We start from the raw sequence: 19,084 nt of genomic DNA on the forward strand, positions 1-19,084 counted from the left end.
AATTTTAATTCGCTAAAACCAGCTGTTTCTTTAATAAATCTTTTATTTCGGGCTTACAACTACCACAGCCCAAACCTGCGCCTGTTTCTGAACATAACTTATTGAAATCTGAGCATCCGCCGTTAATCGCATCTACTACATTGCCTTCACCTACCTGACTACAAGAGCAAACCAATTTTCCTTTAAGCGGTACAGAAGTAGATGCACCACGTAAAAGTTCATTTCGCTTTTCTGAAAGTTCTATTTCTTCTTCTATCAACCTTTTAAACTCGGCGAATTCATTTTTATCACCCATCAAAATGGCGCCTTTTAACGTATCATCTTTAACTATACATTTCTTGTAAAAACGCTTACTAACGTCCATTAAAATAATTTCTTCATATGAAGTATCGCCTATGGGTGAATTAACCATACCGATACTGCAGAGATCCAGATTTTCGAACTTTAAAATGTTCATCAATACCGAACCGTTGTAAATACTACTAAAATCTCCGAGTATAAAATTGGCGGCAATATCTGCTTGCTGTTCGGCAGCTGAGGTAATACCGAAAAGTGAATTATTAAACTCCGCAATTTCTCCTAAAGCAAATATCGATGGGTCACTACTTTGTAAGTATGAATTTACCACCACGCCTCTTCTCGTCTTAATTCCCGTAGGCTTTGCCAGTTCAATATTTGGTCTTGTACCAATTGCATACACAATGGCATTACACTGAATGGACCGTCCTGTTTTTAGATTTACAGATAAGCTATGTTTTTGGTCTTTATCTTCAAAAACAGTACTTACCTCATTATCAAAATATAAATTTATACCGCGCTCTATGACATCTTCTGCTAATAGGCGACTGGCAACGTTATCTAATTGGCGTTCCATTAATCGTGGCGCTCGTTGTATAATGCTAATATTAATATCTATTTTCTTTAGGGCGGCAGCGAGTTCCAATCCTAAAAGTCCGCCACCAACGATAACCACATTTTGATCTTTAGCCTGTAAGCCTGTTTCAGCTAAATATTTTCTAAGTTTATCGGCATCACCTCTTTCTCGCATGGTAAAACGACCAGGTAATCGTATCTGTACATCGCTAGGTATAAATGCTCTACTACCTGTAGCCATTATAAGCAAATCATAGCTATGCTCTTTTCCGTCGGAATCTAAAACAGTTTTATTCTCCGCATCAATATTGTCGATTCCAATACCCTTATGTAAAGTCACCTCCAGCTTTTGCAACTCCCCTTCCTTTAGCTTTTCAAGTGCCTCCCAAGAAAGTTCATCACTTACATATTCTGGAAGTAATACACGGTTGTAAAAGGGATCTTTCTCTTTTGAAAATACATGTAACTCGTCTATACTATTTTTCTCTCTGTACGATTGTATAAAGCGGTATGCCGCAGCACCTGCACCAATAACAACCACTTTCTGTTTTTCTTTTACAAACTTTGTAACCTCAACGGCACAATACTTAAAATCCGGCTCTTTAGATATGGGGTCGACCAAGTCATTGGTCAAGTTATTTGCCCTACCAAAATCATTGTTCAATACTTTACCCCAATGCATTGGCAAGAAAACAACAGATTCTCGTATATCATAATTAAGCTGCACTTTTACCTGTACTTTCCCTCTTCTGCTTTTTACTACCGCAATATCACCTTCTTTAATTTTGCGCAGATAGGCATCTACAGCATTCATTTCTAAATAAGGCTGTGGAATGTGGGTCAGCAATCTTTTTACCTTACCAGTTTTGGTTCGGGTATGCCATTGATCACGAACCCTACCGGAATTCAATATTAGCGGATATTCGTTATCGGTTTCCTCAGATTTGTTGTAAAGTGTATTAGGTGCATTAAAATGTGCTTTTTTATCGTTAGTAAAGAACTTACGATCCGTAAATAACCTTGGTGTTCCCTTATGTGTTTTATGTGGCACTGGCCACTGAAAACTACCTTCGTTGATCAACCTATCATATGACAAGCCAGAGATATCTATTTCGGTACCTTTTGTCAATAAACAGTGCTCGTCATAAACTTCACTGCTATTATTATAATCAAAACCTTTATAACCCATTGCCTGTGCAAATCTCCATATGATCTCTGCATCTGGCAATGCCTCACCAGGGGCGTCAATAACCTTTGGCAAATAACTAATTCGCCTTTCTGAATTGGTCATGGTACCCTCCTTTTCTAGCCAACCTGCAGCCGGTAATAGAAGATCGGCAAATTTAGTCGTCTCTGAATTATGAGAAATATCTTGTACCACTACAAATTTTGCCTTTTTTAATGCTCTTTCTACCTTATTAGCATTAGGCATACTCACTGCAGGATTGGTACAAACGATCCAGACTGCTTTTAACTTACCTTCGTCAAGGGCATCGAACATTTCTGTTGCCGTGTAGCCTGGCTCGGCTTGTATTTCTCCACCTCCCCAGAAATCGGACACTTCTTTTCTATGCGTCGCATTACCTAAATTTTTATGTGCTGCCAACAAGCTGGCCATACCACCAACTTCTCTACCGCCCATGGCGTTTGGCTGACCTGTTAGTGAAAAAGGGCCTGCACCAGGTTTGCCTATTTGCCCCGTTAAAAGTGACAAATTTAGTAATGATACATTTTTGGCAACACCGATTACACTTTGGTTCAGCCCCATTGTCCACATGCTTATGAACTTTTTAGCATTGCCTATGTATTCGGCAGCCTTTCGAATATCACCAACAGGAATATCACACTTTTTAGCAGCTTCTTTAAGGCTTAGGGTAAATGCCATTTCTTTACAAGCATCAAAATTTGCAGTATGCTTTTTTATAAAGGCGGTATCTATTTTTCTTTTCTCAATTAATCTACGTGCTATGGCATTGAATAAAATAACATCTGTACCCGGTAGAATTTGTAAATGTAGATCTGCACCTGCACAAGTCTGTGTTTTACGAGGGTCTACTACAATTATCTTTACATTCGGGTTTTCTTCTTTATGCTTTTCTAATCTTCTATATAAAATAGGATGACACCACGCCGGGTTCGCCCCTGCAATCAAAAAGCAATCTGCTAGTTCTATATCTTCATATGAAATAGGTACCGAATCTTCACCTAAAGTTTTTTTATAACCCACTACTGCAGAACTCATGCACAACCTAGAGTTGGTATCTATATTGTTCGTGCCAATAAACCCTTTTGTCAATTTATTTATCAGATAGTACTCTTCTGTTAAACATTGTCCCGACACATAAAAACCTACACTATCAGGACCGTGTTTGGCTATAATACTCTTGAATACGGCAGCGGCACGTTCAAAAGCGGCATCCCAAGAAACGCGTTGTAAAGGGTGGTTACGGCTCCACTTCATTTCTGGATATAGAATTCTATCTGTAGTATCTTGAGCTACGTAGTTTAAATTACGCCCCTTGGTACAAAGCATACCCTTGTTGGATGGATAATCTGGATTACCATCAACGGAAATTGTTCCTTTTGCATCTACATCTACCAATATACCGCAGCCAACACCGCAATAGGAACATATTGTTTTATGAGTTTTATTACTGTTCATTTTATCAATGATAAAGAATGGTTCAGAAGTATACTGCAAATTATAAAAAGTACGTATAAATACGTACTTTTTTATCGTAAATGTTTTGGATTAAATCGAGTGATCCGTAATTATTCTGCTTTAAGACTGAGAATGGATCAATAAATAGGAAAGTGAGGTGTTGAAATGTTAAAGTAAAGTATCCTTTATTTGAACTTTTGTTTATGATGTAACACCCTTAGTATATAAACGGCATCATTATGAATAATAAAATGGATTGAATATCTAAACGTATTAAAATGAGCCCTTCGAACATTTCGATAGTAAATCTGATAAAGAAATGGGTTGGCTTTTAAATATGCTATTTGGCTTTTAAAATCATTATCAAATGTATCCTCTAAACCAGATACTTTATAATGACATTTTGCAATTAAGAGATCCTTCTCGGCATCTTTTGATACATTAATTTTATATGCCATTCCTACTCATTACTTCTTCAATAGAGGAAAATTCTATTTCATTATTATCAAATTTATTCAATAAATCATCCATCATATCGGTATACTCCTTTGAGGGTACTTCTAGCTTTTTAGCCTGCTCTATAGCTAAAAATTCTAAGTAGTTTTTAAGGCTGCGATTTTGCCTTTTTGCTTCCGCTTCCAAAGCAGAGATAATTGTTTCATCTAAGTGTAATTCCTTACGTATCATAATAGAAATATATTTATACGTACAATTTACGTATAAATATCGAATTTAATACAATTTTATCCTTTATTTATATTTTACTGAAGTTATGAGCTTTAAATTCTAGATTGTAAGAAATCATGTCAAAGACTAGCACCGGCATGGGCCTGCACCTATAAATTTTTTAGTTCGAGCGCCTAAATTAAACCCTATAATAGTCTCCTTTCCAACTTTTGATACTCGATTTAATTTCTTTGGCAGAAAGTTTTTCTTTTAAAGCTTTTTCCATCAAGGATAAAAACTCATCATCGCTAGCGAAACGTAAGGCAATTATTTGCGACATTCTCAAATCTGAAGGAAGTAGTTTTCCGGTCATAACATAATGTCTCATATTTTCTTCAGCTCTAATAGCTCTATCTTGTGCTTTTAAAGGAAATGTTCTCACATACCACGCCATCAGAATCAAGATAATGGCAATTAACACCGTTAAAGATGCTAAATACAAGTTTTCTGATGTGGTTCTAAAAAGATGATATACCGACCCAACTAATAATGCAACTAAGGCAACAAATAACACGCCGTGAAAACCTGTTACTAGTTTTGCGTGATTTTTAAAATTCTGATTTTTCATTTTATAATTTTTGATAAAGATACTTGTATAATACGATTTTGCTCAAGTTGTTAGTAGTGGTGTGAAGCCAATTGATGCGAAAACGTACGTCTAACTATAAACGTTGTAGTTTTAGCATGAATGAAAGATGAAAAAAATTCGTTTTAAAGAGAATAAAATCTCTAAATCAAATTATACTTGTGTGCCTTTTAGAAAGGTCAATTAGGTTTTTTACATCCATCTTACGCATTAAATTAATGCCTGTTGTTTAGTTTATTGAGACACTAAGATGGTATAACTTCCATTTTCCTCATTCAATTCAAATTCAGCGTTTTCAATTCTTAGGTCATTATATCTCGTGAACTCGCAGCAATCTTCAGAAGTTCGTTCGGCCTCAACTATTAAATTTAAAATATCAATGCCGGACACATTTATTAATACGTCTACCTTTTCGGACTCCCAGCCTATTGAGTTTAATTGAATCAAGTTTACATTATTCTCATCGATAAAATCAAATTCTAAATTTGAATTGTCGGCAAGGTTTGTCACACTAATTTCATTAGAATTAAAGGTCTCATTGGTAAAAAGATTTTCCATTGTCGTTTTGTCCACCAATTCAAAAGTGAATCCATTTGGGGGTGTAAAGCAATCTTTATCCTCACAATCATCGCAAGAATTAAAAATCAATACGAAAGCTACAAGGGCTATGAGGATATTATTTTCCATTTAGAATTTTTCTTATAATATCGTAAGATTTTTCTAAATCAAATTGTGCTTCTGTGCCTTTTTAGAAAGGTCGATGAGGTTTTTTACATCCATCTTACGCATTAGATTAAAACGATGTGTTTCAATAGTACGTTTACTGTTTTGAAGTTTTTCTGATATCTGTTGATTGGTTAAACCAGACAATACCAACTCTAATACCTTAAGCTCTTTGTTGGTTAAATCAAAAACATTATCAGCACTTTTACGAGGTGACTCTTCTATAACAACCTCTTTTTTTGCTCCCAATAAGTTATTTACCAAAACATTGCTTATGTCTCCACTAAAATATTTACCACCTTCTCTAACGGTGTGTATTGCCTTAATGAATTCTGATTTATCGGTATCTTTCAATAAATACCCATTAGCACCTGAACTAATAGATTTTAATATGTATTCTTCTGAATCGTGCATGGAAAGTATAATGGTCTTCACCTCAGAATTGCTTTTGGTCAATTCAGCTACGGCATCAATACCGTTCATGACGGGCATTCTAATATCGATGATTAAAAGATCAGGATTTACCTTCCCTACCAATTCAATAGCTTCTTTACCGTTCGATGCTTCACCAATCACCTCCAAATCAGATTCGGATTCTAATAAAGAACGGATTCCGTCCCTAACCAAGGCATGATCATCTGCCAATACTATTCTTGTTATTTCACTCAAAATTTAGGTAATTATACGTACCGTGCTAAATTACATATTTTAAAAACAACAATACGGTCTACACAACCAATGCTGCATAGACCGTATAACTAACTAAATTCTTGTAAAACTCTATTCTTTTTTGGTATTCAAAAACTGAGGCTTAATAGTTAACTGTACCCAAGCCCAATTTTGGCTACTTGCCGCTAAATCTTCTGTAACCCCTTTAAGTTCATACATACCATCTGCAGCGAACATTTGAGAATACCCGATTGCCAAACCGTAACCATTGAACTTTTTAGCAAACACCAAATCAATCTCCGTACCCAAAGATTTTTCACCGCTTGGCAATTCTTGTTCTCCACTAAAATTTAAGACTTTAACCAGTAAGCTAGATTTCTTTCCTAAATCGAATTTTGCACTTGCGTGAATGTCAAACAGACCTACTGAATTGGCATGGTTACCTACGTAGAAATAATCCATAAATCCGTTAAACTTATGATTGGTTCCGTATAGTGGAAAAAATGCCTCTGTTTTGTCTGTAGTATCTGCTTTGTTTCCGCTAATAACTTCTGTACCTAAACCTAAAACTACCTTATCACTAGCCTTATACCCAACCTCTAAACCTAGTAAATATGCACCGCCAACCTTTACTTCGTTCTGTCTTTCTCCCGTTTGTAAAAATAGGTTGGCATTTGCACTGAAACTGCCCGCTTTATATGCTAAGTGTGTACCAATTGTTTGCAAACTACTTACACCGTCTGCAGCACCGTCGGTATCAAAATTTTGGAAACCGTTGTTCAATGCCAAAATGCTCCCAGAGAATTTATCCCATTGTTGTTTTGCATATACATATTGCATGGTTTTATAGGTAAAAAAACCAGATGTATTGTAGGCTGTACCTACAGATTGAAAACCCGTAGGGTTATCAAAATCTTGACTAAAAGCAAGACCTACATCTAACATGAACTTGTCTTTTTTATACTTTAAAAGTCCCGCATCATGGTTTCTGCCTTGTTGAGCCCAATCCAATCCGCCAAAAATACGTTGGTCATCATAAGAGATAACTTGTCTACCCAATTTTGTAGACCACCCTTTACCTAAATTTATATTTGCCCATGCTTCGAATACAGCAAAAGAATCATTTTGATCATCTGGTAGAATTTGTCTATTCTCTCCCCAAACCATCACATCTTGTATACTTAAATAAAACTGATACGCCTCAGATTCATATTTCGCATTTAATCGAGCTCGTGTAGAAATGGCGAAACCTGCATCTGCGGCATCGGGTATTAAATTACCAAAACCATGTCTGTATTCTGTTCTTGGTCTAAATTGCCCGTCTAGCGTAAATTGTGCATACATGGCATTCGCCGTTAGAAACAATAGGGTAATGATTAGATATTGCTTTTTCATAATCGTAATTTTTAAGTAAATGATTGAGTTATTTGTTAGTGTTCTAAAAAGTCTATTAGGTGTTTTCTGTACGTGTAATAATCATCGTTCTCCAAAACGGATTTACGAGTTCGTGGTCTTTCAAAATCTATGGAAAGGATATCGCCAATCTTGGCACTTGGGCCACTGGTCATCATAATGACGCGATCTGCCAGAAAAATAGCTTCATCAACATCATGTGTAATCATGACCGCAGTAATTTTCTCCTTGTTCCAAATTTCTATAAGAATATCTTGTAATTCTCCCCTAGTCAGTGAGTCTAACATTCCAAAAGGCTCGTCTAATAACAATACTTTTGGCTTAATAGCGAACGCCCTGGCGATACCGACACGCTGTTGCATACCTTGAGATAATTCCGAAGCCTTTTTATGGAAGGCATTCTCAAGGCCTACTTTTTGCAAATAGTATTTTGCAATATCTTGACGTTGGCTTTTGGTTGCATGCGGAAAAACTTGGTTTACACCTAACAATACATTCTGCAAGGCGGTCATCCAAGGCATTAGGCTTGGGGACTGAAAAATGACCCCTCTATCTGGTCCGGGACCTTTTACAGGATTTCCCAGTACGGAAATATTGCCTCCAGAAATCGGATTTAGACCTGCGATCATAGAAAGCATTGTTGTTTTTCCACAGCCAGAATGCCCTATTATGGTTACAAATTCTTCTTTTAAAATCTGTAAATTCAAATCTTCAAGTACCACATAATCTCCCTTTGATGTCGGATAAACTTTCTTCAACTTAGAAAGGTCTAGCATAACTTTAGACGGGTAGATAATGCCATTCTCTGAATATACTTCGTTAGCTTGTTGTGTCGTGTTCATATACTCTTTCTTTAGGCTACAAAGCTTTTAGGAGTGAGCTCTGGTAATTTATATTCTACGTCAGAAACTGTTTTTCTTTCATCACCTATGTCCATTAAATATTCAATAATGGAGTTTCTTGTTTTCTTGTACTCAGGATTATCGTTCATTGCCGTTTTATCCCTTGGTCTTTCAATGTCGATTTTAAACTCTGGTCCCAACGTTGCATTTGGTCCTGGTTTTAAAGGAATTATTCTATCTGCCATATAAATACCTTCGTCAACATCATTGGTAATCAATAAAGCAGTACGCTTATCTTGACTCCAGATATTCAAAATCTCATCTTGTAAGTTGCCACGTGTAAGAGCATCCAAAGCACCTAAAGGTTCATCCATAATGATCATTTCTGGATTCATAGCCAAGGCACGTGCAACCGCAACTCTTTGTCGCATTCCACCAGAAAGCTCTTTAGGTCTTTTATTTATTGCAGGACTAAGGCTTACCATTGCTACATATTCCTTTACCCTTTTCATCAAGTCTTTTTTACGCTCTTTCGGGAAAGCTTCTTTTACTGCCATGTAAATGTTTTGACCTACCGTTAACCATGGTAAAAGCGAATAATTTTGAAAAATTACACCGCGCTCATGACTCGTATCGGTTACGGGTACTCCTTTAAAAAGAACTTCTCCGCTCGTTGGTTGCAGGAGTCCGTTAATAAGGTTTACCAAAGTGGTTTTTCCACTTCCCGTAAAGCCTACAATAGCTACAAACTCCCCTTCATCCATAGTAAGGTTGATATTGGAAAGTACCTCTGTACTACTATCTCCCTCACCATAGGTTTTGTATATATTATTTAGTTCTAAATATGCCATATTCTAACTTTTGATAGCGTTATGCCATTTCGTTTTTATTGAAAGAAACCATGTTCTGTACTGCTAACATCAACCTGTCTAACAAAAAGCCAATGATACCGATGACGAACATTGCGACGATAATTTTTGAGTTGGAATCGTTTGCCCCGTTCTGAAATTCTTCCCAAACGAAAAGACCTAATCCTTGACTTTGTGCCAAAAGCTCAATAGCAATCAATACCATCCACGCCACGGATAGCGTAATTCGTAATCCCGTGAAAATTAACGGTAAAGAAGAAGGCAAAATAACCTTGAATACTTTTTGAAAAGTTCCCAACTTTAATATTTTGGCAACATTGATGTAGTCTTTATCTACAGATGCCACGCCCATCGCCGTATTGACCAAAGTTGCCCACATGGCACAAAGACCCACACTTATAAACGAGATAACAAAAGCATTATCTGAACTGTCGCCGATATATAATGTTTTTACGATCATAAAAACCAATAGGTACCATACTACAGGAGACACAGGTTTAAAAATTTGAATAAACCAGTTAAATGCACTTCTTAATGATGGACTAAGGCCTATAATTATCCCAATAGGTACTGCGATAAACATTGCTAAAAGAAAACCGGCAAATACTGTTTTTATACTTGTTAAAACTATATCTACAAATGAGGCTCTACCCGTATATACAATTGGATCTTTACCTTGAGAAATCATTTTCTCATTAGTAACCGCCATTTTCTCTGCGAATGCAGCCTTATCGGCACGAATAACCTGGTGGTCTGCGACTAAAGATTTTAACGATGCCCATACTTGAGAAGGTGATGGTAATGTATTTGGCTGACAACTACTGTCGCCAGATTCTATACACGCGCGCTCTGCAGCGGCTGCTTCTTCTCCTCTTTCTTGTAGAGCTTTTTCAACCCTGTAATCTGCTTCTTTATTGTAAAGCGCTTTTGAACCCATTTGCCATAAACCAATGAACAATAAGATGGACAAAAGAGTTATACCAGTATTTTTCAAAGATTTTATAATGCCATCTTTTTTAATACTTGGCGTAAGTTTTGAAAGTATTTGCTTCAAACTAGAAGACAAACTTTTTTCGTTTTTTAAGACCATTTCTTGTTCCATACTGTTTAATTTAAGGTCAATGATTTAAAGTTCTTATTTCTTGTCTTTGTTACCGATCGAGAAACTATTGATATACCCAATTGGATCCTTAGCATCATAGCTCGTTCCATCTATAAAGTCTGAAGTTGCTGCTTTGTAACCATCTGTATCAGGAACATCTGCTGCTGGTATCTGACCCTCTGCCACTAAAATATCTGCGGCTTTTTTCCATATATCTGGTCTGTAGATATCTTTAATCGTACTCGCATACCAATCAGAAGATTTAGATTCAGGAATCTGTCCCCATCTACGCATTTGAGTTAAGAACCATATTCCGTCAGAATAGAATGGATACGTTGCATTGTATTTGTAGAAAACATTGAAATCTGGCATTTCACGCTTGTCGCCTTTTTCAAATTCAAAGGTACCTGTCATAGAGTTTGCCAAAACTTCTTTTGGTGCGCCTACATACTGTGACATGGAAAGTATTTCTACCGCTTCAGCTCTATTAGAAGGTTCGTCTAACCACTTACCAGCTCTGATCAATGCTTTAGTTACCGCTATGGCAGTATTAGGATTTTGCTCTACGAATTCCTTCGTCATTACAAACACCTTCTCTGGGTTGTTTTTCCAAATATCATAGTTTGTAGTAACCGGTACACCAATACCTTTAAAAACTGCTTGTTGGTTCCAAGGCTCACCTACGCAGTATCCGTAAATAGTACCGGACTCTAATGTAGCTGGCATTTGTGGCGGAGGAGTTACCGATAACAACACCTCGGCATCTATTTGCCCTTGAACATTGTCTGCAGTATACATACCTGGGTGAATACCCGCTGCGGCCAACCAATAACGCAATTCATAATTGTGCGTAGATACCGGGAAAACCATTCCCATTTTAAATGGTTTGCCTTCATTTTTATAGGATGTAATTACTGGTTTTAAAGCATCTGCTTTAATTGGGTGAATTGGCTTACCATCTGAATCTGCTGGTACATTTGGTTTCATTTTAGACCAAACATCGTTAGATACGGTAATTCCGTTACCATTTAAATCCATAGAAAACGGAGTAACCAATTCTGCTTGTCTACCAAAACCTGCTCCTGCAGCAATTGGCTGACCTGCCAACATATGTGAACCATCTAATTGTCCGTCAATTACACGATCTAAAACATTTTTCCAGTTAGATTGTGCTTCTACAGAAACAAAAAGTCCTTCTTCTTCAAAAAATCCTTTTTCTTTAGCAATCGCCAAAGGAGCCATATCCGTTAGTTTTATAAAACCAAATGTTAACTGTGGCTTTTCAATATCTAGCATTTTAGTTTTTGAGGCTACAGCTTCTTCTGAAGCCGCTTCTGCTTTCTTACTTTTTGTATCTCCACATGCCGTAAATACCAAGGCGAGGGAAAGTGTTAGAATAGATGAAGTAAAAATGTTTTTCATAATCTTATAATTTAGTGTTCTACGTATTAATACTTATTTCTACAAATATATACGTAACTGCATTTTTCATTAATGATATAAGCGATGTTTAAACCTCTTTTTATAACATGTTAAAACACCTTGATTAACCATATTAAAAACTGCCAAAAGATAGTTTTTGCGCATAAAAAACTATAAAACAGTATATTATGATGTTTAAAATATATGGTGTTAACTACGTAAAGAGGAGAATTAAAGAAGTACGTACTACTAGCTGTCCAAATAGAAATTATGCTCTGAAATTTCTTTTTTAAGCAATTCAATATTAGAAATACCAACTCTTTTACCTTTGGTAAGTAATAACCCTTCTTTTTTAAGAATAGAGAACATTCTAATTACTTGTTCTTCTGTAGTACCGGCATAGTCTGCGTACTCTCGTCTACTTAATAAAAGGGAAGAAAATCCGTTGGTTTGCCCAAACTTTCGATTCATATATAATAAAGTATCTATGACACGTTCTCTAACCGTCATTTGCGATAACGATTTTACTCGGATTTCGCTGCGATTTAGTTCATTCGCGTAGAACAACATAAAATCATAGGTTAGTCCAGGTGTTTCCCTTAGGGTTTCTTGAAGTAATTCTTTGGAGAAATAACATAGTGTACAATCTACCAAAGCAATGGCACTTATGGGGTAGGTCTCTTCTGTACCAAAACCTCTATGCCCAATAATTTCTCCCGGAGTGGCGAAACGAACTATTTGTTCTTTACCATGAAGGCCGGTTCTTAATACTTTTACCTTGCCACTTAACAGAAAAAACAACCCGGTAACAGAAGCGCCTTCCATAATAAACTGCTGTCCTTTTTTGCACTTTATTTCCTTTCTAGTCTGAACTAGCTTATCTATATTCGGAGAATCAATATTTTTTCTAATAAGGCAATTTTGATTGGTACATATACTACAGGCGCTATCAATCATTCCCGATTCATTAGGTAAATGATTTGATATGTAGTCTGTACCAGTGCGCATAGAAATACTATTTTATATAGAACTTGTTGCTAATTTTATTGCAGGCTTCGTCGATTTTGCCAATTCTTCCTTCACCTGTTTTTCGTCTTCTGCAGAGAATTTAATAGCCAAAGTTGTCAGTGCGGTAACAATTACAAATCCGCCAATAATAAAGTAGCCGCTAGAAACTGCTCCTGATGCAGCTGCAGATTGTGCCGCCTTCATAGCTTCTTCTCCTAAATTTGCATTTGTCGCTAAAGCATTGGTTTCTGCCAATGCAGATTTAGATTTCAATAAAAGTGCCGCTAAAAAAGCACCTACATTACCGCCTGCACCAACAATACCAGATATGGAACCAATTGCTTTTTTGTTTATAAATGGTACTACGGAGAATGTTGCACCTTCTGCCATTTGTACCGTTAAACTAAAGGCTATTAAAAATACGATACCCATTGCAAAACTCGTAGCCATAGAAAATGTTGAAAGCATAACCCCTTCAAGTGCCAGTATTACGGTCAAGAAAAGTACCCTTCCACGTAATCCTTTTAATCTCCCAAATCGATCTCCGAAAAAACCACCCAAGGTTCTTGCAAAAATATTCATGAGTGCAAATGAAAGTACCAGATTACCTGCAGTGGATCTTGTTAATCCAAACGTGTTTTGCAAGTAATCATCCATAGTGCCGTATACAGTAAGTTCCATTCCAAAAGATGCCGCGTATACAATGAAAAGAATCCACACTCTATAATCTTTTAATACACTTACAAATGATTCTTCATCTTTTTTAAGCTTCGGCATTTTGCCAGCTTCTTTCAATTCCTTAAAGTTTCCCTCCGGAGTATCTTGGGTAAAAAAGTAATATACAACACCCATTATCATGGCAATAACACCAGCGATAATCATAGAATATCTCCAAGCAATTTCATCTGCAACTCCAAAACTTACCACTGCAGCAGCAATTAATGGCATACCCAGACGATTGGCACCACCTCCTAAATTTCCCCATCCTGCGGAAGTAGCATTCGCGGTACCAACAATATTGGGAGCGAACAATATAGAAGTATGAAACTGGGTAATTACAAACGATGCTCCAATAAAACCTATAAACAATCTACATATTAAAAATTGAGTAGGTGTTTGTACAAAACCGATCAGAATTACGGGTATGGCCCCTAAAATCAACAAATAGGTATAACATAATCTAGGGCCATATTTATCACAAAGCTTACCAATTAATAGTCTAGCGAAAACGGTTCCCGTAACCGCCAATATAATAGAGTTCCATTTTTGATCGGGAGTCAACCCTAAATCCTTTACCACATCTGGCATGAAAGGAACTATACCAAACCATGCAAAAAAGCATATAAAGAATGCTATTGATGTTATCCAAAAAGTACGGATTGGCATACTTTTTAAATAAGTTAACTTTAAAGTAGTCGATTTTTTGGATTGATTTTCCATGATATATTTTGTTTCGTTTAAAAATCAATACAAACCTAAACTATTTTATACGTAATTATACGTAGTTTTGAACAATTTACTTATTTACTACGTACTATTGCGTAATATCAATAATTACAGCTTTCTAATTATTGTATTCAGAATTTCAATAGGAAGAAATTCAATTATTATTAATTTCGTATTTAAAATAGGAGTTGTTTTATTTGAATTTTAAGTAGACCTAATTGTTTGGCAGCAGAAAACTACATTAGATAGCATCATGTAATATGCGTTGCACTTCTTCTTCAAAAAAGGATGGGTGATCAGCTACTACATCACCTATCACAATAATTCCGTGCATATTTATTTCTATAGATGATATGTGCTGATGAATGGTGTCTAAAGTAGCCACAACACATCTTTCATTTGGTGTTGTTCCATTTTGAATTACAGCAACAGGTGTCATTATACCCCTGTATTTACTGACCTCATCAATAATTTTATCTAATTTCCTTATCCCCATTAAAATCACCATAGTAGTCGATGACTTAGCAGCATATTGCAAATCTTGAGAGAATGTACCATCTTTTTTGGTCGCGGTCATTACCCAAAAACTACTGCTGACGCCTCTTTTGGTCATGGGTATTCCTTGACTAGATGGCACGGCTATAGAACTTGAAATACCAGGTATAATACTTACAGGTATTCCAAATGATTCTATATATTCTATCTCTTCATTTGCTCTGCCAAAAACAAAAGGATCACCTCCTTTTAACCGAACTACATGTCCATATTCGAACGCATTTTTGACTATCAGTTCATTAATCTCCTCTTGAGTATGAGAGTGTTTTCCGCATCTTTTACCTGTATATATCTTAGGAATATCAGTACGTAGTTCAGATAACAGTTTGTCACTAATTAATGCGTCGTACAATATAACATCTGCCTCGTTCAAAACCCTCAAACCCCTTACTGTTATTAGGTCTTTTGCTCCTGGTCCTGCTCCAACTAAACTTACTTTTGCCGTTTTCTCTAATTCCATCTTCATAGTATTTAGCATTATTAATTATCGATTCTTCAACAAGAATACGTATTTATTTTGGTATAATCATAGAATATATACGTATTTATACGTAATATTGCTGTGTAGCATAAATAATAAGGGCATGAAAACTATACTAGTTGTCGGTAATGGAATGGTTGGGTACAAATTCTGTGAGAAATTTGTCGCTAAAGAGGAAAGCAAACAATTTAAACTTATTGTTTTTGGTGAAGAGCCAAGACCTGCATATGACAGAGTTCATTTAAGTGAGTTTTTTGAGAATCAAGATGCTAAAGCCTTAGAAATGGCTCCGGCAGAATGGTACGCAGAAAATGGTATAGATTTAATCGTAGATGAGCGGGTTGCAGACATTAATAGAACAAACAAGTCTATCACCACGGCCAAAGACAGAGAGTTTTCATACGACTATCTCGTATTAGCAACAGGATCTTCCGCTTTTGTACCACCAATTAAAGGTGTTGAAAAAGAAGGTGTTTTTGTATACCGTACTATAGAGGATCTAGAAGGCATGTTGGCTTATGCCGCTAAACTAAAGGCCAAAAACCCAAATGCAAAAGCTGCTGTTTTAGGTGGCGGACTTCTGGGTCTTGAAGCTGGTAAAGCAGTTATGGATATGGGCTTAGAACCACACATCGTCGAGTTTGCACCTAAATTGATGCCAAGACAGTTAGATTCTAGAAGCAGCCAAGTATTACAATTGAAACTGGAATCTATTGGTTTAAACATCCATTTAAGCAAAGCTACCAATCAAATTCTTGGGGATGACGGATACATTACAGGAATGGAGTTTGGAGAAGATGATGTTCTAGATGTAGAAATGTTAGTAATTTCTGCTGGGATTCGCCCTAGAGATGAACTAGGAAAAAATTCTGGATTGGAAGTTGGTGTTCGTGGCGGTATCGTGGTGGATAACAAAATGCAAACATCTGATAGTAATATATATGCCATTGGCGAAATTGCACTTTATAACCAAATGATATATGGCTTGGTTGCCCCAGGTTATGACATGGCCGGTATTGCCGTTGAGCAAATTATAGGCAAAACAGAAGCCTTAATGCCCGCAGCTATAGACATGTCTACCAAATTAAAGTTAATTGGCGTAGATGTAGCAAGCTTTGGAGAGCCTTTTATGCCTGCCACAAAAGGGCATTCTATAATCTTCGAAAATAAAACTCAACATTTATATAAAAGAATCAACGTTAGTCTTGATGGCAAAAAATTGTTAGGTGGAATTTTAGTTGGTGATGCGTCTGATTATAGTATGCTACACCAAATATATCTGAACGGAATGCCAATTCCTGAAGATGCCTCTCAATTAATTCTACCTGCAAGCGAGGGTTCTGCTTTTGGTAGTGCCATGGATTTACCAGATGATGCTGTAATCTGTTCTTGTGAAGCCGTTACTAAAGGTAATGTTTGTTGCTCAGTGCTAGAAGACGGTAACGAAACCATGAAAAGTGTAGCGAAAGCTACTAAAGCAACTACAGGTTGTGGTGGTTGTAAGCCTATGGTGGCAGATTTAATTAAAGAGAGTTTAAAAACACTTGGCAAAACTGTTAAAGAACGTCTTTGCGAACATTTTGATTATTCAAGACAAGAACTTTTTGACTTGGCAAAACTGAAGGGTCTTACCGATTACGATACGCTATTGGATGAAGTTGGTACCGGTAATGGATGCGAAGTATGTAAACCTGCGGTAGCTGCAATTTTCGCTAGTCTTTATAATGAAACAGCAAATAGACAAGAGACCATACAAGATACCAATGATAGATATCTCGCTAATATTCAGCGTAACGGAACCTACTCTGTAGTACCAAGGGTTGCCGGTGGTGAAATAACTCCCAAGCAATTAATGGCAATAGGTAGAATAGCCCAGAAATATGATCTGTACACCAAAATTACTGGTGGACAACGTATAGATATGTTCGGGGCAAAACTGCATGAACTCCCATTAATTTGGGAAGAATTAATTGAAGAAGGATTTGAAACCGGACAAGCGTACGGTAAATCGTTACGTACCGTAAAAAGCTGTGTAGGTTCTACTTGGTGTAGATACGGTATGGATGAAAGTGTCAGCTTTGCCGTAGAAATAGAGAATCGATATAAAGGTATTCGTTCTCCACATAAATTTAAAGGCGGTGTGTCAGGTTGTATTCGTGAGTGCGCAGAAGCCAGGGGCAAAGATTTCGGGTTCATTGCTGTTGAAGGCGGATGGAATGTTTATGTAGGCGGTAACGGTGGTGCTACTCCAAAACATGCTTTATTACTTGCTGAAAAAGTAGATAAGGAAACTGCTATTAAATATGTAGATCGCTTTATCATGTTCTACATTAAAACGGCACAACCTTTACAAAGAACCGCGCCTTGGTTAGAGAAATTGGAAGGTGGTATTACTTATTTACAGAATGTTGTCATCAATGATTCCTTGGGAATCAATAAAGACTTGGATGACGAAATGCAAGCCTTGGTAGATTCTTATGTATGCGAGTGGAAAGAAGCTGTAGAAACTCCAGAAATCAGAGAACGCTATACACACTTTGTAAACTCTGAGGAAACAGATAACAATATTGAGTTTGTGTCATTAAGAGACCAAAAAATGCCTAAAGAGTGGGCGTAACGGTTGTTGGTTGGCAGTTGTTGGTTAATCTTTACTCCAATCATCCCAGCGTAGAAATTTATTAAAAATTAAAAATCGAAATTATGTCTTTATCTATTTTGAATACATATGAAAGTGTAGCTACTAATGATGTTAAGGTTTGGTTTAAGGCCGCACCTATTTCTAAGTTTCCTAAAAATGGCGGAGCATGTATAAAATACAAAGACAAGCAGATTGCTATTTTTAACTTTACAAGAGAAGGCACGTGGTATGCGTGCCAAAATCTATGTCCGCATAAAATGGAAATGGTGCTTTCCAGAGGTATGATCGGCGAAGATAATATGGAGCCTAAAGTTGCCTGTCCGCTTCACAAAAACACCTTTTCCCTAAAAACAGGTGAAAATTTAAATGGTTCTTTAGATGCAATTGCCACTTATCCTGTAAAAATAGAGTCGGACTTTGTGTATGTTGGCTTTTCTGAATAGTTTTGAGTAAACATATGACTTATGGCGACCACCGATAAATTACTAGTAGCATTTCAACATTTTGACGAAGCCAATAAGCAAGACCCAAATACCGAAATTTTTGAAGGTGCCACCTACCCAAAAGAGGTGCTTTACGGTATACGAATGACAGAGCGCCTAAACGAATATGACCCAACCGCATCTGAAGCTTTACGGTTAACCGCAAGATGTCAACATATTTGTAGATGGGAAATACCTAGAGAGTCTTATGAAATGAACAGAGAAGGGTATTTGAGATGGAGACAAGAGTTAAAAAAATTCCATGCCACTAAAGCCGCTTCTATTTTAGAAGATGTTGGTTACGACAAAGATACCATTGACAATGTCAAGTTTCTTTTACAAAAAAAACAACTAAAGAAAAACGAAGAAACCCAAGCTTTAGAAGACGTAATTTGCTTGGTTTTTTTAGAATTCTACTTTGAACCTTTTGCACATAAACATGAGGAAGATAAAACAATAGATATCCTTCAGAAAACATGGAGAAAGATGTCTGTCAAAGGACAAGAAGCCGCATTAAAATTACCGCTTTCTAAATTTTCTCTAGATTTGATTACTAAGGCACTTCACGCCTAGTTATAATTTACGAA

General features: G+C 36.6%; 17 protein-coding genes. 3 read left to right on the forward strand and 14 right to left on the reverse strand.

Translation table 11 applies throughout. The features are described 5' to 3' along the window. Positions 1 to 4: 4 nt before the first annotated feature. The 14 genes from DFQ03_RS01110 to cobA all read right to left on the reverse strand — a co-directional run bounded on the left by DFQ03_RS01110 (position 5) and on the right by cobA (position 15,356). Positions 5 to 3,535, reverse strand: a complete 3,531-nt coding sequence (locus DFQ03_RS01110) for a nitrate reductase (RefSeq protein ID WP_133671194.1) — start codon at positions 3,533 to 3,535, stop codon at positions 5 to 7. Positions 3,536 to 3,720: 185 nt separating this feature from the next. Next, the gene (locus tag DFQ03_RS01115) at positions 3,721 to 3,993 is read right to left on the reverse strand and encodes a type II toxin-antitoxin system RelE/ParE family toxin (RefSeq protein WP_133671195.1); all 273 of its coding nucleotides are present in this window, start codon (positions 3,991 to 3,993) and stop codon (positions 3,721 to 3,723) included. Continuing rightward, positions 3,983 to 4,222, reverse strand: coding sequence for a hypothetical protein (locus DFQ03_RS01120; RefSeq protein ID WP_133671196.1), 240 nt, complete (start codon positions 4,220 to 4,222; stop codon positions 3,983 to 3,985). The genes DFQ03_RS01115 and DFQ03_RS01120 overlap by 11 nt, the downstream gene beginning before the upstream one ends. A 178-nt stretch (positions 4,223 to 4,400) precedes the next feature. Next, complete coding sequence (locus DFQ03_RS01125) at positions 4,401 to 4,829, reverse strand: DUF6526 family protein (protein ID WP_133671197.1); 429 nt, start codon at positions 4,827 to 4,829, stop codon at positions 4,401 to 4,403. A gap of 252 nt (positions 4,830 to 5,081) precedes the next feature. Beyond that, complete coding sequence (locus tag DFQ03_RS01130) at positions 5,082 to 5,534, reverse strand: hypothetical protein (protein WP_133671198.1); 453 nt, start codon at positions 5,532 to 5,534, stop codon at positions 5,082 to 5,084. A 33-nt stretch (positions 5,535 to 5,567) separates the two neighbouring features. Next, positions 5,568 to 6,239, reverse strand: a complete 672-nt coding sequence (locus DFQ03_RS01135) for a response regulator transcription factor (RefSeq protein ID WP_133671199.1) — start codon at positions 6,237 to 6,239, stop codon at positions 5,568 to 5,570. Between the two features lie 111 nt (positions 6,240 to 6,350). Then, complete coding sequence (locus tag DFQ03_RS01140) at positions 6,351 to 7,634, reverse strand: alginate export family protein (protein ID WP_133671200.1); 1,284 nt, start codon at positions 7,632 to 7,634, stop codon at positions 6,351 to 6,353. 35 nt (positions 7,635 to 7,669) lie between these two features. Then, positions 7,670 to 8,494: an ABC transporter ATP-binding protein gene (locus tag DFQ03_RS01145; protein WP_133671201.1), complete on the reverse strand. Its 825-nt coding sequence runs from the start codon at positions 8,492 to 8,494 to the stop codon at positions 7,670 to 7,672. Positions 8,495 to 8,505: 11 nt separating this feature from the next. Further along, positions 8,506 to 9,345: an ABC transporter ATP-binding protein gene (locus DFQ03_RS01150; protein ID WP_133671202.1), complete on the reverse strand. Its 840-nt coding sequence runs from the start codon at positions 9,343 to 9,345 to the stop codon at positions 8,506 to 8,508. A 19-nt stretch (positions 9,346 to 9,364) separates the two neighbouring features. Further along, positions 9,365 to 10,465, reverse strand: coding sequence for an ABC transporter permease (locus DFQ03_RS01155; RefSeq protein ID WP_133671203.1), 1,101 nt, complete (start codon positions 10,463 to 10,465; stop codon positions 9,365 to 9,367). A 33-nt stretch (positions 10,466 to 10,498) separates the two neighbouring features. Further along, positions 10,499 to 11,887, reverse strand: coding sequence for a CmpA/NrtA family ABC transporter substrate-binding protein (locus tag DFQ03_RS01160; protein ID WP_133671204.1), 1,389 nt, complete (start codon positions 11,885 to 11,887; stop codon positions 10,499 to 10,501). A gap of 249 nt (positions 11,888 to 12,136) precedes the next feature. Next, positions 12,137 to 12,895, reverse strand: a complete 759-nt coding sequence (locus DFQ03_RS01165; RefSeq protein ID WP_243834385.1) for a Crp/Fnr family transcriptional regulator — start codon at positions 12,893 to 12,895, stop codon at positions 12,137 to 12,139. A gap of 12 nt (positions 12,896 to 12,907) precedes the next feature. Next, positions 12,908 to 14,335: an MFS transporter gene (locus DFQ03_RS01170; protein ID WP_133671205.1), complete on the reverse strand. Its 1,428-nt coding sequence runs from the start codon at positions 14,333 to 14,335 to the stop codon at positions 12,908 to 12,910. Between the two features lie 247 nt (positions 14,336 to 14,582). Beyond that, the gene (cobA, locus tag DFQ03_RS01175; protein WP_317128147.1) at positions 14,583 to 15,356 is read right to left on the reverse strand and encodes a uroporphyrinogen-III C-methyltransferase; all 774 of its coding nucleotides are present in this window, start codon (positions 15,354 to 15,356) and stop codon (positions 14,583 to 14,585) included. Positions 15,357 to 15,480: 124 nt separating this feature from the next. Between cobA and nirB the strand changes: the two genes are divergently transcribed. From nirB to DFQ03_RS01190, 3 genes are all read left to right on the forward strand, one after another. Next, positions 15,481 to 17,994, forward strand: coding sequence for a nitrite reductase large subunit NirB (gene nirB / locus DFQ03_RS01180; RefSeq protein WP_133671207.1), 2,514 nt, complete (start codon positions 15,481 to 15,483; stop codon positions 17,992 to 17,994). A gap of 83 nt (positions 17,995 to 18,077) precedes the next feature. Next, positions 18,078 to 18,458, forward strand: coding sequence for a nitrite reductase small subunit NirD (gene nirD / locus DFQ03_RS01185; RefSeq protein ID WP_133671208.1), 381 nt, complete (start codon positions 18,078 to 18,080; stop codon positions 18,456 to 18,458). 21 nt (positions 18,459 to 18,479) lie between these two features. Next, positions 18,480 to 19,070, forward strand: coding sequence for a DUF4202 domain-containing protein (locus tag DFQ03_RS01190; RefSeq protein ID WP_133671209.1), 591 nt, complete (start codon positions 18,480 to 18,482; stop codon positions 19,068 to 19,070). The last annotated feature ends 14 nt before the right edge of the window (positions 19,071 to 19,084 follow it).

This window comes from Maribacter caenipelagi, from assembly GCF_004364175.1.
GTDB lineage: Bacteria > Bacteroidota > Bacteroidia > Flavobacteriales > Flavobacteriaceae > Maribacter > Maribacter caenipelagi.